The sequence below is a fragment of the Pseudomonas sp. AM14(2022) genome, assembly GCF_036346455.1.
In the GTDB taxonomy this organism is placed as follows: domain Bacteria; phylum Pseudomonadota; class Gammaproteobacteria; order Pseudomonadales; family Pseudomonadaceae; genus Aquipseudomonas; species Aquipseudomonas putida_A.
Genome location: NZ_JAOTNY010000004.1, coordinates 70,944 through 86,615, shown reverse-complemented (window position 1 = coordinate 86,615; position 15,672 = coordinate 70,944). Strand labels below are relative to the sequence as shown.

The window sequence follows — 15,672 nt, the reverse complement described above, 5'->3', positions numbered from 1 at the left end:
ATTTATGCGGACAATCAGCGCTTTTGCCAACGGGAGTCTTTGCATGCCGGTATCGAAAACCCGCTGGGATATTTTTTGCACCGTGGTCGACAATTATGGCGACATCGGCGTGACCTGGCGTCTGGCCCGGCAACTGGTGGCCGAACATGGACTGGCGGTGCGCTTGTGGGTCGATGACCTGCGTGCCTTCGAACGTATCTGCCCCGAGATCGACATCCACCTGGCGCAGCAATCGCAGCAGGGCGTCGAGGTGCGGCACTGGCCGAGCGACTGGCCGCAGACAGAAGCGGCGGACGTGGTGATCGCCGCGTTCGCTTGTCAGTTGCCAACCGCTTATATGGACGCCATGGCCGAGCGGCAACAGCCACCGCTGTGGATGAACCTCGATTACCTCAGCGCCGAAGACTGGGTCACCGGTTGTCACGGTTTGCCATCGGTGAAGTACAAGTCGGTGCAGAAATTCTTTTTCTTTCCCGGATTTCAGCCGGGGACGGGCGGCTTGCTGCGTGAAAGCGGTCTGCTTGAGCGGCGTCAGCAATTTCAGCAGGACGCGGCTGCGCAGCGACAATTCCTGCAAGGCCTGGGCGTAGATCGCGCAGCTGACGCACAGCTGATCTCGTTGTTTGCCTACGAAAATGCCGGGCTGGCCAGTTGGCTGGATGCGTTGGCGGCCGATAGCACGCCGACCCATCTGCTGGTGCCGGAAGGGCGGATTCTCGGTGACGTTGCGCGCTGGCTCGGGGTCGACGCGTTGGCTGTCGGCGATCTGGACGTGCGTCAGGCGCTGACGGTGCAGGTGCTGCCGTTCGTCCGTCAGGATCAATACGATCAGTTGCTGTGGTGCTGCGACTTCAACGCGGTGCGCGGTGAAGACTCGTTCGTCCGTGCACAGTGGGCCGGGCGACCGATGCTCTGGCACATCTATCAGCAGGACGAAGACATTCACCTGGACAAGCTCGATGCCTTTCTCGCGCTCTACACCAAAGGGCTTTCCCCGGCCGCTGCCGAGGCGATGAGCGGTCTGTGGCGGGCCTGGAGTGCCGGGAAACCGATCGGCGAGCACTGGCTCCAGGTCCGTAAACACTGGCCAGAACTGCAGGAAAACGCCGAGCAATGGTGTCTGGAACAAGGCTTGCAGGCGGATCTTGCCACGGCGCTGGTACAGTTTTACCGAAATTGGATATGATACGCGGCCTAGATTTTTGTAAATCCCATCCAAATTCGGATATTCGCAATGAAAACTGGTAAAGAACTCAAACCCGGTACCGTGATCCGTATCGACAACGATCCTTGGCTGGTTCAGAAAGCTGAATTCACCAAGTCGGGCCGTAACAGCGCGATCATGAAGACCAAGCTGAAGAACCTGCTGACCGGTTACAAGACCGAAACCGTTTACGGTGCGGACGACAAGCTGGACGACGTGATCCTCGACCGCAAAGAAGCGACCCTGTCCTTCATCAGCGGCGACACCTACACGTTCATGGACACCACTGACTACACCATGTACGAACTGAACGCCGAAGACATCGAAAGCGTTCTGCCTTTCGTTGAAGAAGGCATGACCGACGTTTGCGAAGCCGTGTTCTTCGAAGAGCGTCTGGTTTCCGTAGAACTGCCGACCACCATCGTGCGTCAGGTTGACTACACCGAAGGTTCCGCTCGCGGTGACACTTCCGGCAAGGTGATGAAGCCTGCCAAACTGAAGAACGGTACCGAGCTGTCGGTTGCTGACTTCATCGAAATCGGCGACATGATCGAGATCGATACCCGCGAAGGCGGTTCCTACAAAGGCCGTGCCAAATAAGCACTGCTTTTTACGGAAAGAAAAAGCCCGACCATTGAGTCGGGCTTTTTTGTGCCTGCGATTCCACTTCTACCACCGAACCCTGTGGGAGCGAGCTTGCTCGCGAATAGGCCAGGTCAGACAACCTGTGTGTTGAATGACACAAAGCATTCGCGAGCAAGCCCGCTCCCACAGTGGATTGGTGTTGTTCTCAAACGCTGGTGTGCAGGCGTACGTCAACGTTGCCACGGGTGGCGTTGGAGTACGGGCAGACCTGATGCGCCGCTTCAACCAGGCTCTGTGCATCCGCCTGTTCCAGGCCCGGCAGGCTGATGTGCAGGTCGATGTCCAGACCGAAACCACCAGGAATCTGGCCGATACCGACATGAGCAGTGATCGAGGCATCGTCGGGGATTTTGCGTTTGGTCTGGCTGGCGACGAATTTCAGTGCGCCGATGAAGCAGGCCGAGTAACCGGCAGCGAACAGTTGCTCAGGGTTGGTCGCTGCGCCGCCGGCACCGCCGAGTTCTTTCGGGGTAGCGAGTTTGACGTCGAGGATGTTGTCGCTGGAGATCGCACGACCATCACGGCCGCCAGTGGAGGTTGCGATTGCAGTGTAGAGAGTTTGCATGGTGTGGGCCTCGTTGGGTGTCTGTTTTTGCGCTAATTGTTTGCGCGCTAAGTAAGTGCGATAGGAATGTAGCTCGCTAATGTTTAGTGCGCAAGATAATTTTCTGAAAAATATGCGCTTCGACGAAGGACTGGTTCGTTTGGTTAGCCTGGAAGGCGCGGTTTAGAGAGGATGGCGGGAAGGTCAGGCGTGGAAAAATATTTTTCAGACAACGAGATTACCTGTAGGAGTGAGCCTGCTCGCGATAGCGATGCAGCAGTCAACACGATGGCGGCGCGTTCACCGCTATCGCGAGCGGGCTCACTCCTACAGTGGCGGGCTCAGGCCAAACTGTTTTGCAGATGGTTGCGCAGGGCTTGCAACTCAGATTGAAGCTTCTGCAGGCGTTCGAGGGTGAAACCACTGGCGCCGAGGATGCATTGTGGAATGGTTTGCGCCTTGTCGCGCAGTGCTCGACCTTGCTCGGTCAACTCGACAATCACCACACGCTCATCTTCACGACTGCGCGTGCGGCTGAGCAAGCCTTCACCTTCCAGCCGTTTGAGCAGGGGGGTCAGCGAGCCTGGATCGGTCAGCAACCGCGTGCTGATTTCGCCCACGGTCAAACCATCCTTTTCCCACAGCACCATCATCGCCAGATACTGCGGGTAGGTCAGGCCCAGCGCTTGCAGCAGCGGCTTGTAGACCTTGGTCATCATCAGTGAAGTGGAATGCAGGGCGAAGCACGCCTGATTGTCGAGCAGCAGGTCGTCGCAGGTGTCGCGTTCGGTGGTCATGGCAAAGCCTTGTTCGGTGATGGGCTTGAATCTAGCGCCCGAATGTTTAATGCGCCAGATAATTATCCAGGATCTAGTGTCGGCCCAGCTCGCGTTGCAGCGCCAGATCCCACGGTGGCACCGGGCTGAAGCGGGTCTTGAGGTATTCCAAAAGCAGACGGCTGCGCGAGTGGGTCTGCTGTTCCATGCGCAGCGCATAGATGCCGGTGCTTTCCGGTTGCGGCAGGCCGTTCTCGCAGAACAGCGGCAGCAGTTCGCCGCGCAGCAGGTATTCGCTGGCCAGCCAGGTCGGCAAATGCGCGATGCCCAGCCCGGCCAGAGCACCGCACACCAGCGCTTCGGCATTGTTGGCGCTCATGCGGATGCGCGCGGGGCGATGCAGTTGCATTTGCCCGTCCAGTTCGAAGCGCCAGGCGAAGGGCGGGGCGAGACCTTCCCAATCCAGCCCGTCATGTTCACTCAACTGCGCGGGATGGCTCGGTGCGCCACGGCGTTTCAGGTAGTCGGGGCTGGCACAGGCAATGCGCACCATGCTCGCCAGCGGCGTGGCGACTAAGCGCGTATCGGCCATTTGCCCGGCACGCAGCACCAGATCGACTTTGCCCAGGTTCGAGCCGTGCATATCGATGAAGCTGTCGATCAGGTGCAACTGCACGTCGAGGCCCGGGTACAGCACCAGAAAGTCAGCGATGACCGGCGCGAGATGGCGGCGACCAAAAGCGGCCGGGGCATCGATGCGGATCAAGCCTTCCGGCGCACTGCTCAACGACACCGCCTCGGCGCGGGCCAGTTGCAGTTCGCTGACGATGCGTCGTGCTCGCTCGGCAAACGCTAGACCTGCCGGGGTCGCCCGCACGGCGTGGGTGCTGCGAATGAACAACTGGCTGCCAACCGCGCTTTCCAGGCTGTCGATGCGCCGCGCCACGGCGGAAGGCGTCAGCGGATGACGACGGGAAGCTGCAGAAAAACTGCCGCTTTCCAGCACATCGAGAAACAGCCCGAGCTGTTCGGTCAACTGATTGGGATTCATGAGTGTTTCGGTGCTTGTGCGAAATTGGCATAGCCATTGTGCGTTGCTGTGCGTTTCCCCGCCAGCCTCTACTGCGTAGGATGAATCGCCTGACGGATGAGGACATCGCTGTGATCGAGTTTTTGTTGTACCTGCTGTTTGGCGCCGCCCTGGGGACACTGGGCGGGATCTTCGGCATCGGCGGTGGTTTGATCGCCATCCCGCTGCTGGGCGTGTGGTTTGGCCTCGATCAGCAGATCGCCCAAGGCACGGCGCTGGTGATGGTAGTGCCCAACGTGATGCTGGCGCTGTGGCGCTATCATCAGCGCAATCGCATCGAATTGCGTCATGCGCTGCCGCTGGCGGTCATGGGTTTTTGCTTTGCGTGGATCGGTTCGATCTGGGCGGTCGGCATTGATGCGCAAACCATGCGCATCGGTTTTGTCGCGTTCCTCGTGGTGCTCTCGGCGTACAACCTGCTGAAGATGTTCGGCAAAAAAACCGTCGTGACCTCCGAGATGCGTTACTCATGGCCATGGCTCGGTGTTCTCGGCGCAGCGTCCGGGACCATGGGCGGTTTGTTCGGTGTCGGCGGGGCCGTGGTGGCGACGCCCGTGCTGACCAGTCTGTTCGGCACCAGCCAAGTGGTTGCCCAGGGCCTGTCGCTGGCGTTGGCATTGCCGAGCACCGGCGTGACCTTGGTGACGTACGCGGTGCATCACGAAGTGGACTGGATGATCGGCTTGCCGCTGGCCATCGGCGGTCTGGCCAGCATCAGTTGGGGGGTGAAAGTCGCCCACGCCATGCCGGAAAGGCTCCTGCGCGGGCTGTTCTGCGGTTTTCTGGTGCTGTGCGCGGTGATGCTCGCGTTTAAAGTTTGAAGCCTTCGACGATGTGTTCGGCCAGGCATTCGGTGATCGGCGACGGATTGTTCAGGTTGCGGATCAGCATGATGCTGGCCTCGGGCAACAGCGGCAGATCCTCGGCGGCGCCGAGAATGCGCATGTCCGGGGTGATCAGGCTTTCCAGTTGCGCGGTGATCGCCAGACCCGCGCTCACCACCGCCATCAGCGCCGACAGACTGGTGCTGTTGTAGGCGATGCGGTAGTCGCGGCCCATCGCGTCCAGCGCATTGCACGCCCACAAACGGCAGAAACAATCACTGTTGAACATGGCCAGCGGCAACGGCGTCTGCTCGTGGGCGCTGAAATTCTGCGCCTCGGCCCAGACGAAACGCTCCTTGCGCAGCAACTGACCGATCTCGTTGCCCGGCTCGCGGGTGACAATCGACAAGTCCAGATCGGTGCGCTGCAACAGCTGTTTGCTGGACTCGCAATGCACTTCGATCTGGATCAGCGGGTAGAACTGAGCGAACCGCGAGAGGATCCCCGGCAGAAACCGCATCACGTAATCGTCCGGCGTACCGATGCGCACGGTGCCGACCATGTGCGGCTCGCGCAGCGTGTTGAACACTTCGCTGTGCAATTTCAGGATGCGCCGCGCATAACCCAACAGCACCTGGCCTTCGGCGGTCAGACGTACCTGGCGGCCGTCGCGCTCGAAGAGCTGGCGTTGCAGCACATCTTCTTCGAGGCGCTTCATCTGCATGCTCACCGCCGATTGCGTGCGGTTGACCATCTCGCCGGCGCGGGTAAAACCGCCCTGATCGGCAATCGCAACGAAAGTGCGCAGGACATCGGTATCGATACTGGGGTAGGCCGACAATTGATGAATCTCCGTGATGAATGTCATCAGAAACATTCGTTGGATTGATCTTAGCGCCAGCGCGAGACTTGAGCCATCCACAAGGAGGGCAACACGATGAAAGGTCAAAGAGAGTATGTAGACGACGCAAAATTTTCCGGCCACGGGCATATCGTTTCCGACCTGCTGCACAAGTTTAGCCGCTGGTACGAACTGCACCGTGAGCGTGAGTTGCTTGCCAGCCTGAGCGACGAAGCGCTGAAGGACATCGGGGTCAGCCGTGCCGACGTCGAGCACGAGGCCATCCGGCCGTTCTGGGACGATCCGATGCATAAATGATCAGGGCCTTACTACACAAACCACTTTCAGGTGAGGTAGGTTGCGAGCAGACAAGGAGATGCTCATGCCCGCGACTCTGGCCTTTTCCCTCAAACAGGCGCGACGTCTGGCGCTGGCTGCCCAAGGGTTCAACGGGCGCCAGCCGCCGACCGTCAAGGCGCCGCAACTCAACCGGCTGATCGAACGGCTGGGGCTGTTGCAGATCGACTCCGTCAACGCCGTGGTGCGCTCGCACTATCTGCCGCTGTTTTCCCGTCTGGGTTCCTATTCTTCCGATCTGCTCGACCAGGCTGCCTGGAGTTCGGGCCGTCGGCGCACGCTGTTCGAATACTGGGGCCATGAAGCTTCATTGCTGCCGCTGGCGATGTATCCGTTGATGGGGTGGCGGATGCAGCGGGCCAGAACTGGCAGAGACATCTATCAGCAACTGGCGAAGTTTGGTCTTGAGCAGCAGGACGTCGTGCGCCGGGTTTTAAGCGCGGTTGAGGCGCGCGGTGCATTGGGCGCCGGCAGTCTGTCGACCCGCGAGGACAAGGCCGGGCAATGGTGGGACTGGAGCGCGGAAAAGCATGCGCTGGAATGGTTGTTCGCCGCCGGTGAAGTGACCGTCGCCGGCCGCCGCGGTTTTGAGCGTTTGTATGATTTGCCGGAGCGGGTGATCCCGACAACGATTCTGCAGCAGCCGTTGCCGGATGAAGCCGAAGCACAACGTGGTCTGCTGCTGCACGCGGCCCAGGCATTGGGCGTCGGCACGGAAAAGGATCTGCGCGATTATTTCCGCTTGAACCCTGGCGATGCGCGACCGCGTCTGGCGGAGCTGGTCGAGGACGGGCAATTGCAGACCTGCGAAGTCGCTGGCTGGCGACATATCGCCTACTGCCTGCCAGAGCCGAAAGTCCCGCGAAAAGTCGTCGCCAGTGCGCTGTTGTCACCGTTTGATTCACTGATCTGGGAGCGCAGTCGCACCGAGCGCTTGTTTGACTTCCGCTATCGGCTGGAGATTTACACGCCGCAGGACAAGCGGGTCTACGGCTATTACGTGTTGCCGTTTCTGCACAACGAGCGGATTGCCGCGCGGGTCGATCTGCGCGCCGAGCGGGCGTCGGGACGATTGGCGGTGCATGCAGTGCACGAGGAAGAGCCGGGGCTGGACGAAGAGGGGATGCTGGCGCTGGCGTTGAATTTGCGGCAGATGGCCGATTGGCTGGGGCTTGCGCGAGTGCAGCTTAATTGTCAGCGCGAGAGTGCGGGGCGGTTGCGGGTGGCATTGGCTGAAGTCTGTAGTGACTGAGCTGGCCTCTTCGCGAGCAGGCTCGCTCCCACATGGGTTTTGTGTACGACACAGATCCAGTGTGGGAGCGGGCTTGCTCGCGAAGGCGGCCTGCCAGACGCTAAAAATCTGACTGATTCAGCGGCGAACCTGTTTCAGGGTTTCAGCAATCAGAAACGCCAGTTCCAGCGACTGATCGGCATTCATCCGCGGGTCACAGTGGGTGTGATAACGATCCGACAACCCGTCTTCAGTGATCGGCCGCGCACCACCGATGCACTCGGTGACATTCTGCCCGGTCATCTCGATATGAATCCCGCCGGCATAAGTGCCTTCGGCTTCATGCACCTGGAAGAATTGCTTCACCTCACCCAGGATCTGCGCGAAGTCGCGGGTCTTGTAGCCGCTGCTGGCCTTGATGGTGTTGCCATGCATCGGGTCGGAGCTCCACAGCACCTGTTTGCCCTCACGCTGCACCGCGCGGATCAGCGCCGGCAGGTGATCGCCGACCTTGTTCGCGCCCATCCGCGCAATCAGGTTCAGGCGCCCCGGATCGTTGTCCGGGTTGAGCACGTCGATCAGGCGAATCAGATCATCCGGGTTCATGCTCGGGCCGACTTTCACCCCGATCGGGTTGTTCACCCCGCGCAGGAATTCGACGTGAGCGCCGTCGAGCTGACGGGTGCGGTCGCCGATCCACAGCATGTGCGCCGAGCAATCGTAGTAATCGTTGGTCAGGCTGTCGCGACGCACGAAGGCTTCTTCGTAGTTCAGCAGCAGCGCTTCGTGGGCGGTGAAGAAACTGGTTTCGCGCAGTTGGGGTGAACTGTCCATGCCACAGGCGCGCATGAACGCCAGGGTTTCATCGATGCGGTCGGCGAGGTGGCTGTACTTCTCGGCCAGTGCCGAGTTGGCGATGAAGTCCAGGTTCCACTTGTGCACTTGATGCAAATCGGCAAAACCGCCCTGGGCGAAGGCGCGCAACAGGTTCAGGGTGGCGGTGGACTGGTGGTACGACTGCAGCAGGCGCTCCGGATCCGGCACGCGGCTTTTTTCATCGAAACCGATGCCGTTGACGATGTCGCCCCGGTAGGCCGGCAGGGTCACGCCGTCGATGGTTTCATCGTTGGCCGAGCGCGGTTTGGCGAACTGGCCGGCCATGCGCCCGACCTTGACCACCGGGCAACCGGCGGCGAAGGTCATGACGATCGCCATTTGCAGCAATACTTTGAACGTGTCGCGAATCTTCGCCGCCGAGAACTCGGCAAAGCTTTCCGCGCAATCGCCGCCCTGCAGCAGGAACGCCCGGCCCTGAGTCACTTCGGCAAACTGACGGCGCAGCTCGCGCGCTTCGCCGGCAAACACCAGCGGCGGATAACTGGCCAGGGTCTGCTCGACCTGGCGCAGATGCGCCGCGTCAGGGTATTGGGGTTGTTGCTGGATCGGCAGGGCGCGCCAGCTGTCAGGGCTCCACGGTTGGCTCATCACGGTCTCTAATTGGTTCTACGCACGGGAAGCCCATGGTAGCAGCAATTAGTGCGTGACCTGCTCCCGCCCCATCACCGACAATCGCCGCTTTGCCACGGCGCCGCAGCGGTGCCATCGCGTCACCGCGCCCGGTGACCATCAGGAGACGAAATGACTGAGGAGCGCGTCGAGCTGTTGCTCGCCGAGGTACAGGATGAGTTCGGCGTGATTCGCGTGCTGGAAGTGGCCGATTACCGCTTTCTGGAATTTGGCGATGCCATCGAGCAGAGCTGCGTGTTCACCGCCGATCCGAGCTGGCTGGAATATGACTACACCCGGGCGATGCTGATTGGCGCGTTGTGCCATGAGCAACCGGAGAGCGCGCTGTTTCTCGGCCTCGGTGCCGGCACGCTGACCCAGGCCTGCCTCAAGTTCCTGCCGCTGGAAGACGTCGAAGCTATCGAACTGCGTCCGGACGTGCCGCGCCTGGCGATCGAATACCTGGGGCTGGATGACGATCCGCGCTTGTACATTCGGGTCGGCGATGCGCTGGAGTTGCTGCCGACGGCCGAGCCTGCGGATCTGATCTTTGTCGATCTGTACACCGATGTCGGCCCGGGTGTCGGGCACCTGGCCTGGAGTTTTCTCGGCGACTGTCAGAAGCGTCTGAACCCGGGCGGCTGGCTGGTGATCAACCAGTGGGCTACCGATGACGGCAAACCGTTGGGCGCGGCGTTGTTGCGCGGGCTCTATCACCGGCATTACTGGGAGCTGCCGGTGAAGGAGGGCAATGTGATTCTGATTGTGCCGGCGGATCTGGATCAGGAACTCGACATGCAGGCGCTGACCGCCCGCGCCGAAGTGCTGGCGCCACGGCTGGGTTATTCGCTGCAGTCGTTGATCAAGGCGATTCGCCCGGCGACATGAGTGGTCAGTAATGGCCCTTCGCGAGCAAGCCCGCTCCCACATTTGAAATGCATTCCAAATGTGGGAGCGGGCTTGCTCGCGAAGAGGGCCTGAAGAGCACCCGTTTTCTCAGATCCCTTTGAAGATGCCCGGGCGCCGCTCCACCAGCGACCGCACCCCCTCCTTGGCATCCTCACTCCCCAGCAACTTTTTCACCAGCGCCGGCAATCCCTGCGCCGCCGCCGTCTCGCCTTCATACCGCGCCTGGCGCGCCGACATCAGCGTTGCCTGCACCCCCAACGGTGCCTGCCGGGCAATCCGTTCGGCCAGTTCGATCGCCCGCGGCAACAGATCCTCACTGGCCATCACTTCCTGCACCAAACCCAGATGCAACGCATCGTGGGCATCAAACTCATCGCCGGTCAGCAACCAGCGCATCGCGTTGCCCCAACCGGCCACTTGGTGAAAGCGCAATGTCGCGCCCCCAAACGGAAAAATCCCCCGCTGCACTTCCATTTGCGCGAAGCGGGTATTGCTCGCGCACAGGTTGATATCCGCGGCCAGCATCAACTCGATACCGATGGTCAGGCAGTAGCCCTGCGCGGCGACAATGACCGGTTTGCTGACCCGTGGACCAACGAAAACACCCCATGGGTCGCAACCACCGGTCGGAACCTGCCAGCCTTCGGCGAGGGCGGCGCTGGCGTTGAGCAGATCCAGACCGGCGGTAAAGTGTTCGCCATGCCCGAACACCACCGCCACCCGCGCCTCGCTGTCGGCCTCGAACTCGCCGTAGGCCAGGCTCAAGTCATTGAGCAGATCGAGGTCGAAGGCGTTGCGTTTGGCGGCCCGGTCGAGGCCGATCAAGTGGATATGACCTCGACGTTCACGGCTGACGCGGCCGGGGCAGGGCTGATTCATGGAGAAATCCTCGGGCGGGAAGGGCGGGTGCAGCGACGGTATGCCGCACATCGATGAATCGTTTAAGCGTCATCACCCGCAGGGCCGGGCCTTTGCAAAATAGACCTTTGCACGATTATCCGCAAAACCCCGTTACACAGCGGTGACACACCGATTCAGGCGATAAAAAAAGCTCCCTTTTTGGGCAAATTCCGGTATAGTGCGCGCCGGCCTTTAACCGGGCCGCGTTTAGGTAGCGCAATTCCCCGAAGTCAGCTTCGGCTGCATGTCCGCACTGCGGGCTCTTCCTTGACGATTCTTTTTCATTCATACGTTTTCGCAAATCCCCGCCGACAAAGCTGCCAGGGCGACTCTTGAGTCTCAACACGGCATGTGCAGCTTTGGAGCATGGGTCTTTGCGGATGCACTTAGAGGCAGACCCATGACCCAGGAAATCGGCGGCTTCGCCGCTCTTGAACTTCATCCCAATATTGTCGCTGCAGTAGTCGCTACCGGCTATGAAGAGCCTTCGGCCATTCAGCAGCAGTCGATCCCGATCATCCTCGCCGGTCACGATATGATTGGTCAGGCGCAAACCGGTACCGGTAAAACCGCTGCCTTTGCCCTGCCTATCCTGCACCGCATTGATCCGTCCAAGCGCGAGCCGCAAGCTCTGATCCTGGCCCCAACTCGTGAGTTGGCGCTACAAGTTGCAACCGCTTTCGAAACTTACGCCAAGCAAATGCCGGGCGTAACTGTTGTGGCTGTCTACGGCGGCGCGCCGATGGGCCCACAATTGAAAGCAATCCGTAATGGCGCACAGATCGTTGTCGCCACTCCGGGCCGTCTGTGCGACCACCTGCGTCGCGACGAAAAAGTCCTCGCTACCGTGAACCACCTGGTTCTGGACGAAGCAGACGAAATGCTCAAACTCGGTTTCATGGACGACCTGGAAGTGATCTTCAAGGCCATGCCGGAAACCCGTCAGACCGTATTGTTCTCGGCAACCCTGCCGCAGTCGATCCGTGCCATCGCCGAGCGCCACCTGCGCGATCCGAAGCACGTGAAGATCCAGAGCAAGACCCAGACCGTTACCGCGATCGAACAGGCTCACCTGTTGGTTCACGCTGACCAGAAGACCTCCGCCGTTCTCAGCTTGCTGGAAGTGGAAGACTTCGACGCGCTGATCATGTTCGTGCGCACCAAGCAAGCGACCCTGGATCTGGCCAGTGCCCTCGACGCCAAAGGCTACAAGGCCGCTGCGCTGAACGGTGACATCGCCCAGAACCAGCGTGAACGCGTCATCGACTCGCTGAAAGATGGCCGCCTGGACATCGTTGTCGCGACCGACGTGGCTGCCCGTGGTCTGGACGTTCCGCGCATCACCCACGTATTCAACGTGGACATGCCGTACGACCCGGAATCCTACGTGCACCGTATCGGCCGTACCGGCCGTGCCGGTCGCGAAGGTCGCGCACTGCTGCTGGTGACTCCACGTGAGCGCCGCATGCTGCAAGTGATCGAGCGTGTCACCGGTCAGAAGGTTGCCGAAGTGCGTCTGCCGGACGCTCAGGCCGTTCTCGATGCACGCATCAAGAAACTGACCAACAGCCTGTCGCCGCTGGTCGCTGATGCTGAGTCGACTCACGGCGAACTGCTGGATCGCCTGACCGCTGACATCGGTTGCACCCCGCGTGCCCTGGCTGCAGCTCTGCTGCGCAAGGCTACCAACGGTCAAGCGCTGAACCTGGCGGCGATCGAGAAGGAACGCCCACTGGTGCCAAACAATGCACCGCGCGGCGACCGTCCTGAGCGTTCCGGTGATCGTCCTGAGCGTGGTGACCGCGAGCGTCGCGCGCCAATGCCTCTGGGCGAAGGTCGTGCCCGTTGCCGTACCGCGCTGGGTGCGCGTGACGGTATCGCCGCCAAAAACCTGCTGGGCGCCATCCTCAACGAAGGTGGTCTGGCCCGCGAAGCGATCGGTCGCATCCAGGTGCGTGACAGCTTCAGCCTCGTCGAGCTGCCGGAAGATGGTCTGGACAAACTCCTGACCAAGCTGAAGGACACTCGCGTCGCTGGCAAGCAGCTGAAACTGCGTCGCTACCGCGAAGATTGATCCGCCCTTGGGCTGATTGATCGAACATGAAAAATCCCCGACCGGTTCGGGGATTTTTTTTGCCTGCTTTTTACCTCGCCCCACAACCCTGTGGGAGCTGGCTTGCCAGCGATGACGTCAGCCGAAACGATAGATATCCATACCCAGTGCACCCATCGTGAAGCCTTTATGCGCTACGCGGAACTCACCTCCCGCACCACGGGCAAAATACAGCGGCAGCAAATGCTCCTCGCTCGGATGGCTGCGCACCGCATTGGGCGCCTGCTGACGATAATCGTGCAGTGCCGCCTCATCGTCGGTCGCCAGCTTGTCGATCATCCAGTCACGGAAGTCCCGTGCCCACGGCTCGACGCTTTCCGGGCCGGCGTGCCAGTCCAGTTCGCGCAGGTTGTGGGTGATGCTGCCGGAGCCGATCAGCAGAATGCCCTGCTCGCGCAGACTCGCCAGCGCTTGTCCGACACGGGTTTGCAATACCGGGCCGCCGCGACTCGGCAGCGACACCTGCACCACCGGAATATCCGCCTGCGGGTACATCAGCGACAGCGGCACCCAGACGCCGTGATCGAACGGTCGTTGCGGATCGAGGCGTGCCGGCAGATGCGCGGCGTCAAGCAATTCAGCCACTTCGGCTGCCAGTTGCGGATTGCCCGGTGCCGGGTACTGCACTTCGAAAAGGGCACGCGGGAAGCCGCCGAAGTCATGCCAGGTTTCCGGACGAGGATTGCTGCTGACCAGCAGTTCCTGGCTTTCCCAGTGGGCAGAGACGATCACGATGGCTTTCGGCCGCGGCAATTCGGCCGCCAGACGCGCCAGCGCCGGACCACTGGCACCGGGCTCCAGCGCCAGCATCGGTGAGCCGTGGGAGATAAACAGGCTGGGAAACATGGAAAGGTTCCTGAGCGGTAAGATGGCCTCATCTTCAGTCAGATCATTGATCTAAATCTAATATAAGTTTTAACGCCTTTTGATCGAATTTTTTGGGGTGATGCATGCAGCCTGAGTTTTGGCACAAGAAGTGGGAATCCAATCAGATCGGCTTTCATTTGCCTGAGGTGAACCCGTATTTGCAGCGGCACTGGCCGCAACTGGCGATCCCGGCCCAGACCCGGGTGCTGGTGCCGCTGTGCGGGAAAAGCCTGGATCTGCTGTGGCTGGCCGGGCGCGGGCATCTGGTGCTCGGAGTCGAGCTGTCGCTGAAGGCCGTCGAGGATTTTTTCAGTGAGCATCAGGTAACGCCGCAGGTCAGTGCCAAGGGGCCGTTCAAAGTCTATCGCGCCGATTCCATCGAGTTGTGGTGCGGTGATTTCTTTGCGCTGACAGCCGACGATGTAGCGGATTGCGTGGCGTTGTACGACCGGGCAGCGCTGATTGCCTTGCCGGCTCAGATGCGTGAGCGCTATGCGGCGCATTTGCAGCAGATCCTGCCGCAAAGTGTGCAAGGGTTGTTGATCACCCTGGATTACGATCAGGCGCAGATGTCCGGGCCACCGTTTGCGGTGGGGGATGATGAGGTGCAGCGGTTGCTGGGCGAAGTCTGGCAGGTGCAGGTGCTTGAGGAGCAGGATGTGCTGGCGGAGAGTGTCAGGTTCCTGCAGGCGGGCGTGACGCGGTTGGAGGAGCGGGCTTATCGGGTTTCTGACCAATAGTTTTGTATCGGCATTAACGGTCTCTTCGCGAGCAAGCCCGCTCCCACAGTGATCCGTGTTGAATCAGAAATCCAGAGAACACCACAGAACCCTGTGGGAGGGGGCTTGCTCCCGAAGAGGCCAGAACAGGCAACCCATAATCCCGCGCACAAAAAAAGGCCCGCATCGCTGCGGGCCTTTTCGTTACTGCGCCAAACCGATCAACCGCGACGACGCAGCGCGTCGATACGCTCTTCCAGCGGCGGGTGGCTCATGAACATGCGGGCAAAGCCCTGTTTGATGCCGCCGTTGATGCCGAAGGCGTTCAGGGTGTCCGGCATATGCACCGGCAGGCCCTGTTCGGCGCGCAGGCGTTGCAGGGCACCGATCATCGCGTTGGTGCCGGCAAGACGTGCGCCGGCTTCGTCGGCACGGAATTCGCGTTTGCGCGAGAACCACATGACGATGGCGCTGGCGAGAATGCCCAGTACCAGTTCGGCGAAGATCGTCGCCACGTAGTAGGCGATGCCCTGGCCTTCTTCGTTCTTGAAGATCACCTTGTCGACGAAGTTGCCGATGATCCGCGCGAAGAACATCACAAAGGTGTTCACCACGCCCTGTATCAGCGCCAGGGTGACCATGTCACCGTTGGCCACGTGACCGATTTCGTGGGCCAGAACGGCTTTCACTTCATCTGGCGAAAAACGTTCGAGCAGGCCCTGACTGACCGCGACCAGCGCGTCGTTCTTGTTCCAGCCGGTGGCGAAGGCGTTTGCTTCGTAGGCCGGAAAAATACCGACTTCGGGCATCTTGATCCCGGCTTCGCGGGACAGTTGCTCGACGGTTTGCAGCAGCCATTGCTCATGCCGGGTACGTGGCTGGCTGATGATCTGGGTGCTGGTGCTCATCTTCGCCATCCACTTGGAGATGAACAGCGAGAACAGCGAACCGGCGAAACCAAAGACCGCACAGAAAACCAGCAGCTGACTGAGGTTGAGATCAACCCCGTTGGCCGCCATGAACCCGTTGAAGCCGAACAGGCTCAGGGTGATGCTGGCTATCAGCACGACCGCCAGGTTAGTGGCCAAAAACAGCAGGATGCGCATCATGGTTATAGAAATCTCCTCAAGCTAAAGATGTAGCGTA

At 60.5% G+C, this 15,672-nt stretch carries 16 protein-coding genes; 8 read left to right on the top strand and 8 right to left on the bottom strand.

The features are described 5' to 3' along the window. Nucleotides 1-43 precede the first annotated feature (43 nt). Entirely contained in the window at nt 44-1,186 is a 1,143-nt protein-coding gene (earP, locus tag V3W27_RS09820) for an elongation factor P maturation arginine rhamnosyltransferase EarP (RefSeq protein WP_330206487.1), read from the top strand. Nucleotides 1,187-1,234: 48 nt separating this feature from the next. Then, entirely contained in the window at nt 1,235-1,804 is a 570-nt protein-coding gene (locus V3W27_RS09815) for an elongation factor P (protein ID WP_003226785.1), read from the top strand. A 190-nt stretch (nt 1,805-1,994) separates the two neighbouring features. Here V3W27_RS09815 and V3W27_RS09810 read toward each other — a convergent pair whose 3' ends face one another. The 3 genes from V3W27_RS09810 to V3W27_RS09800 form a co-directional block, all read right to left on the bottom strand. Continuing rightward, entirely contained in the window at nt 1,995-2,414 is a 420-nt protein-coding gene (locus V3W27_RS09810; RefSeq protein WP_096794957.1) for an organic hydroperoxide resistance protein, read from the bottom strand. A 320-nt stretch (nt 2,415-2,734) separates the two neighbouring features. Beyond that, on the bottom strand, nt 2,735-3,190 hold the full coding sequence (locus V3W27_RS09805; protein ID WP_103368328.1) for a MarR family winged helix-turn-helix transcriptional regulator: 456 nt from the start codon (nt 3,188-3,190) through the stop codon (nt 2,735-2,737). Nucleotides 3,191-3,263: 73 nt separating this feature from the next. After that, nucleotides 3,264-4,220 carry a LysR family transcriptional regulator gene (locus V3W27_RS09800; protein ID WP_330206486.1) on the bottom strand — a complete coding sequence of 319 codons (957 nt, stop codon included), beginning with the start codon at nt 4,218-4,220 and terminating at the stop codon, nt 3,264-3,266. Nucleotides 4,221-4,330: 110 nt separating this feature from the next. Between V3W27_RS09800 and V3W27_RS09795 the strand changes: the two genes are divergently transcribed. Next, nucleotides 4,331-5,080 carry a sulfite exporter TauE/SafE family protein gene (locus V3W27_RS09795; RefSeq protein WP_178085247.1) on the top strand — a complete coding sequence of 250 codons (750 nt, stop codon included), beginning with the start codon at nt 4,331-4,333 and terminating at the stop codon, nt 5,078-5,080. Here the strand turns inward: V3W27_RS09795 and V3W27_RS09790 are convergent. Next, a complete protein-coding gene (locus V3W27_RS09790; protein ID WP_025113145.1) occupies nt 5,070-5,924 on the bottom strand; it encodes a LysR substrate-binding domain-containing protein in 855 nt (284 codons plus the stop codon). The two genes, V3W27_RS09795 and V3W27_RS09790, sit on opposite strands and share 11 nt — an antisense overlap. 96 nt (nt 5,925-6,020) lie before the next feature. On the opposite strand from V3W27_RS09790, the gene V3W27_RS09785 reads away from it, so the two are divergent. After that, nucleotides 6,021-6,242 (top strand): DUF1127 domain-containing protein, encoded by a 222-nt coding sequence (locus tag V3W27_RS09785; RefSeq protein WP_097088306.1) that lies wholly within the window; start codon nt 6,021-6,023, stop codon nt 6,240-6,242. Between the two features lie 64 nt (nt 6,243-6,306). After that, nucleotides 6,307-7,533 (top strand): winged helix-turn-helix domain-containing protein, encoded by a 1,227-nt coding sequence (locus tag V3W27_RS09780; RefSeq protein ID WP_330206485.1) that lies wholly within the window; start codon nt 6,307-6,309, stop codon nt 7,531-7,533. 117 nt (nt 7,534-7,650) lie between these two features. On the opposite strand, the gene V3W27_RS09775 is transcribed toward V3W27_RS09780, so the two are convergent. Then, nucleotides 7,651-8,997, bottom strand: a complete 1,347-nt coding sequence (locus V3W27_RS09775) for a class II 3-deoxy-7-phosphoheptulonate synthase (protein WP_007964815.1) — start codon at nt 8,995-8,997, stop codon at nt 7,651-7,653. 153 nt (nt 8,998-9,150) lie between these two features. Here V3W27_RS09775 and V3W27_RS09770 point away from each other — a divergent pair, with 153 nt between their 5' ends. Then, a complete protein-coding gene (locus V3W27_RS09770; protein WP_027613441.1) occupies nt 9,151-9,906 on the top strand; it encodes a spermidine synthase in 756 nt (251 codons plus the stop codon). A gap of 108 nt (nt 9,907-10,014) precedes the next feature. Here the strand turns inward: V3W27_RS09770 and V3W27_RS09765 are convergent, their stop codons facing one another. Further along, the gene (locus V3W27_RS09765) at nt 10,015-10,806 is read right to left on the bottom strand and encodes a crotonase/enoyl-CoA hydratase family protein (protein ID WP_115989236.1); all 792 of its coding nucleotides are present in this window, start codon (nt 10,804-10,806) and stop codon (nt 10,015-10,017) included. 421 nt (nt 10,807-11,227) lie between these two features. Here V3W27_RS09765 and V3W27_RS09760 point away from each other — a divergent pair, with 421 nt between their 5' ends. Further along, entirely contained in the window at nt 11,228-12,901 is a 1,674-nt protein-coding gene (locus V3W27_RS09760; RefSeq protein ID WP_027613439.1) for a DEAD/DEAH box helicase, read from the top strand. Between the two features lie 117 nt (nt 12,902-13,018). Here the strand turns inward: V3W27_RS09760 and V3W27_RS09755 are convergent, their stop codons facing one another. Continuing rightward, on the bottom strand, nt 13,019-13,786 hold the full coding sequence (locus V3W27_RS09755; protein ID WP_330206484.1) for a DODA-type extradiol aromatic ring-opening family dioxygenase: 768 nt from the start codon (nt 13,784-13,786) through the stop codon (nt 13,019-13,021). Nucleotides 13,787-13,890: 104 nt separating this feature from the next. Between V3W27_RS09755 and V3W27_RS09750 the strand changes: the two genes are divergently transcribed. Beyond that, on the top strand, nt 13,891-14,547 hold the full coding sequence (locus tag V3W27_RS09750) for a thiopurine S-methyltransferase (RefSeq protein WP_247268217.1): 657 nt from the start codon (nt 13,891-13,893) through the stop codon (nt 14,545-14,547). 200 nt (nt 14,548-14,747) lie between these two features. Here the strand turns inward: V3W27_RS09750 and htpX are convergent, their stop codons facing one another. Continuing rightward, nucleotides 14,748-15,635 carry a protease HtpX gene (gene htpX / locus V3W27_RS09745; RefSeq protein ID WP_007964827.1) on the bottom strand — a complete coding sequence of 296 codons (888 nt, stop codon included), beginning with the start codon at nt 15,633-15,635 and terminating at the stop codon, nt 14,748-14,750. Between the last annotated feature and the right edge of the window lie 37 nt (nt 15,636-15,672).

Bases quoted from the DNA above. Each gene is read 5' to 3' on its own strand.
- V3W27_RS09750 (WP_247268217.1), top strand. From the start codon at position 13,891: ATGCAGCCTGAGTTTTGGCACAAGAAGTGGGAATCCAATCAGATCGGC.
- V3W27_RS09800 (WP_330206486.1), bottom strand. From the start codon at position 4,220: ATGAATCCCAATCAGTTGACCGAACAGCTCGGGCTGTTTCTCGATGTG.
- V3W27_RS09765 (WP_115989236.1), bottom strand. From the start codon at position 10,806: ATGAATCAGCCCTGCCCCGGCCGCGTCAGCCGTGAACGTCGAGGTCAT.
- V3W27_RS09815 (WP_003226785.1), top strand. From the start codon at position 1,235: ATGAAAACTGGTAAAGAACTCAAACCCGGTACCGTGATCCGTATCGAC.
- V3W27_RS09780 (WP_330206485.1), top strand. From the start codon at position 6,307: ATGCCCGCGACTCTGGCCTTTTCCCTCAAACAGGCGCGACGTCTGGCG.
- earP (WP_330206487.1), top strand. From the start codon at position 44: ATGCCGGTATCGAAAACCCGCTGGGATATTTTTTGCACCGTGGTCGAC.
- V3W27_RS09760 (WP_027613439.1), top strand. From the start codon at position 11,228: ATGACCCAGGAAATCGGCGGCTTCGCCGCTCTTGAACTTCATCCCAAT.
- V3W27_RS09810 (WP_096794957.1), bottom strand. From the start codon at position 2,414: ATGCAAACTCTCTACACTGCAATCGCAACCTCCACTGGCGGCCGTGAT.
- V3W27_RS09770 (WP_027613441.1), top strand. From the start codon at position 9,151: ATGACTGAGGAGCGCGTCGAGCTGTTGCTCGCCGAGGTACAGGATGAG.
- V3W27_RS09805 (WP_103368328.1), bottom strand. From the start codon at position 3,190: ATGACCACCGAACGCGACACCTGCGACGACCTGCTGCTCGACAATCAG.
- V3W27_RS09755 (WP_330206484.1), bottom strand. From the start codon at position 13,786: ATGTTTCCCAGCCTGTTTATCTCCCACGGCTCACCGATGCTGGCGCTG.
- htpX (WP_007964827.1), bottom strand. From the start codon at position 15,635: ATGATGCGCATCCTGCTGTTTTTGGCCACTAACCTGGCGGTCGTGCTG.
- V3W27_RS09775 (WP_007964815.1), bottom strand. From the start codon at position 8,997: ATGAGCCAACCGTGGAGCCCTGACAGCTGGCGCGCCCTGCCGATCCAG.
- V3W27_RS09785 (WP_097088306.1), top strand. From the start codon at position 6,021: ATGAAAGGTCAAAGAGAGTATGTAGACGACGCAAAATTTTCCGGCCAC.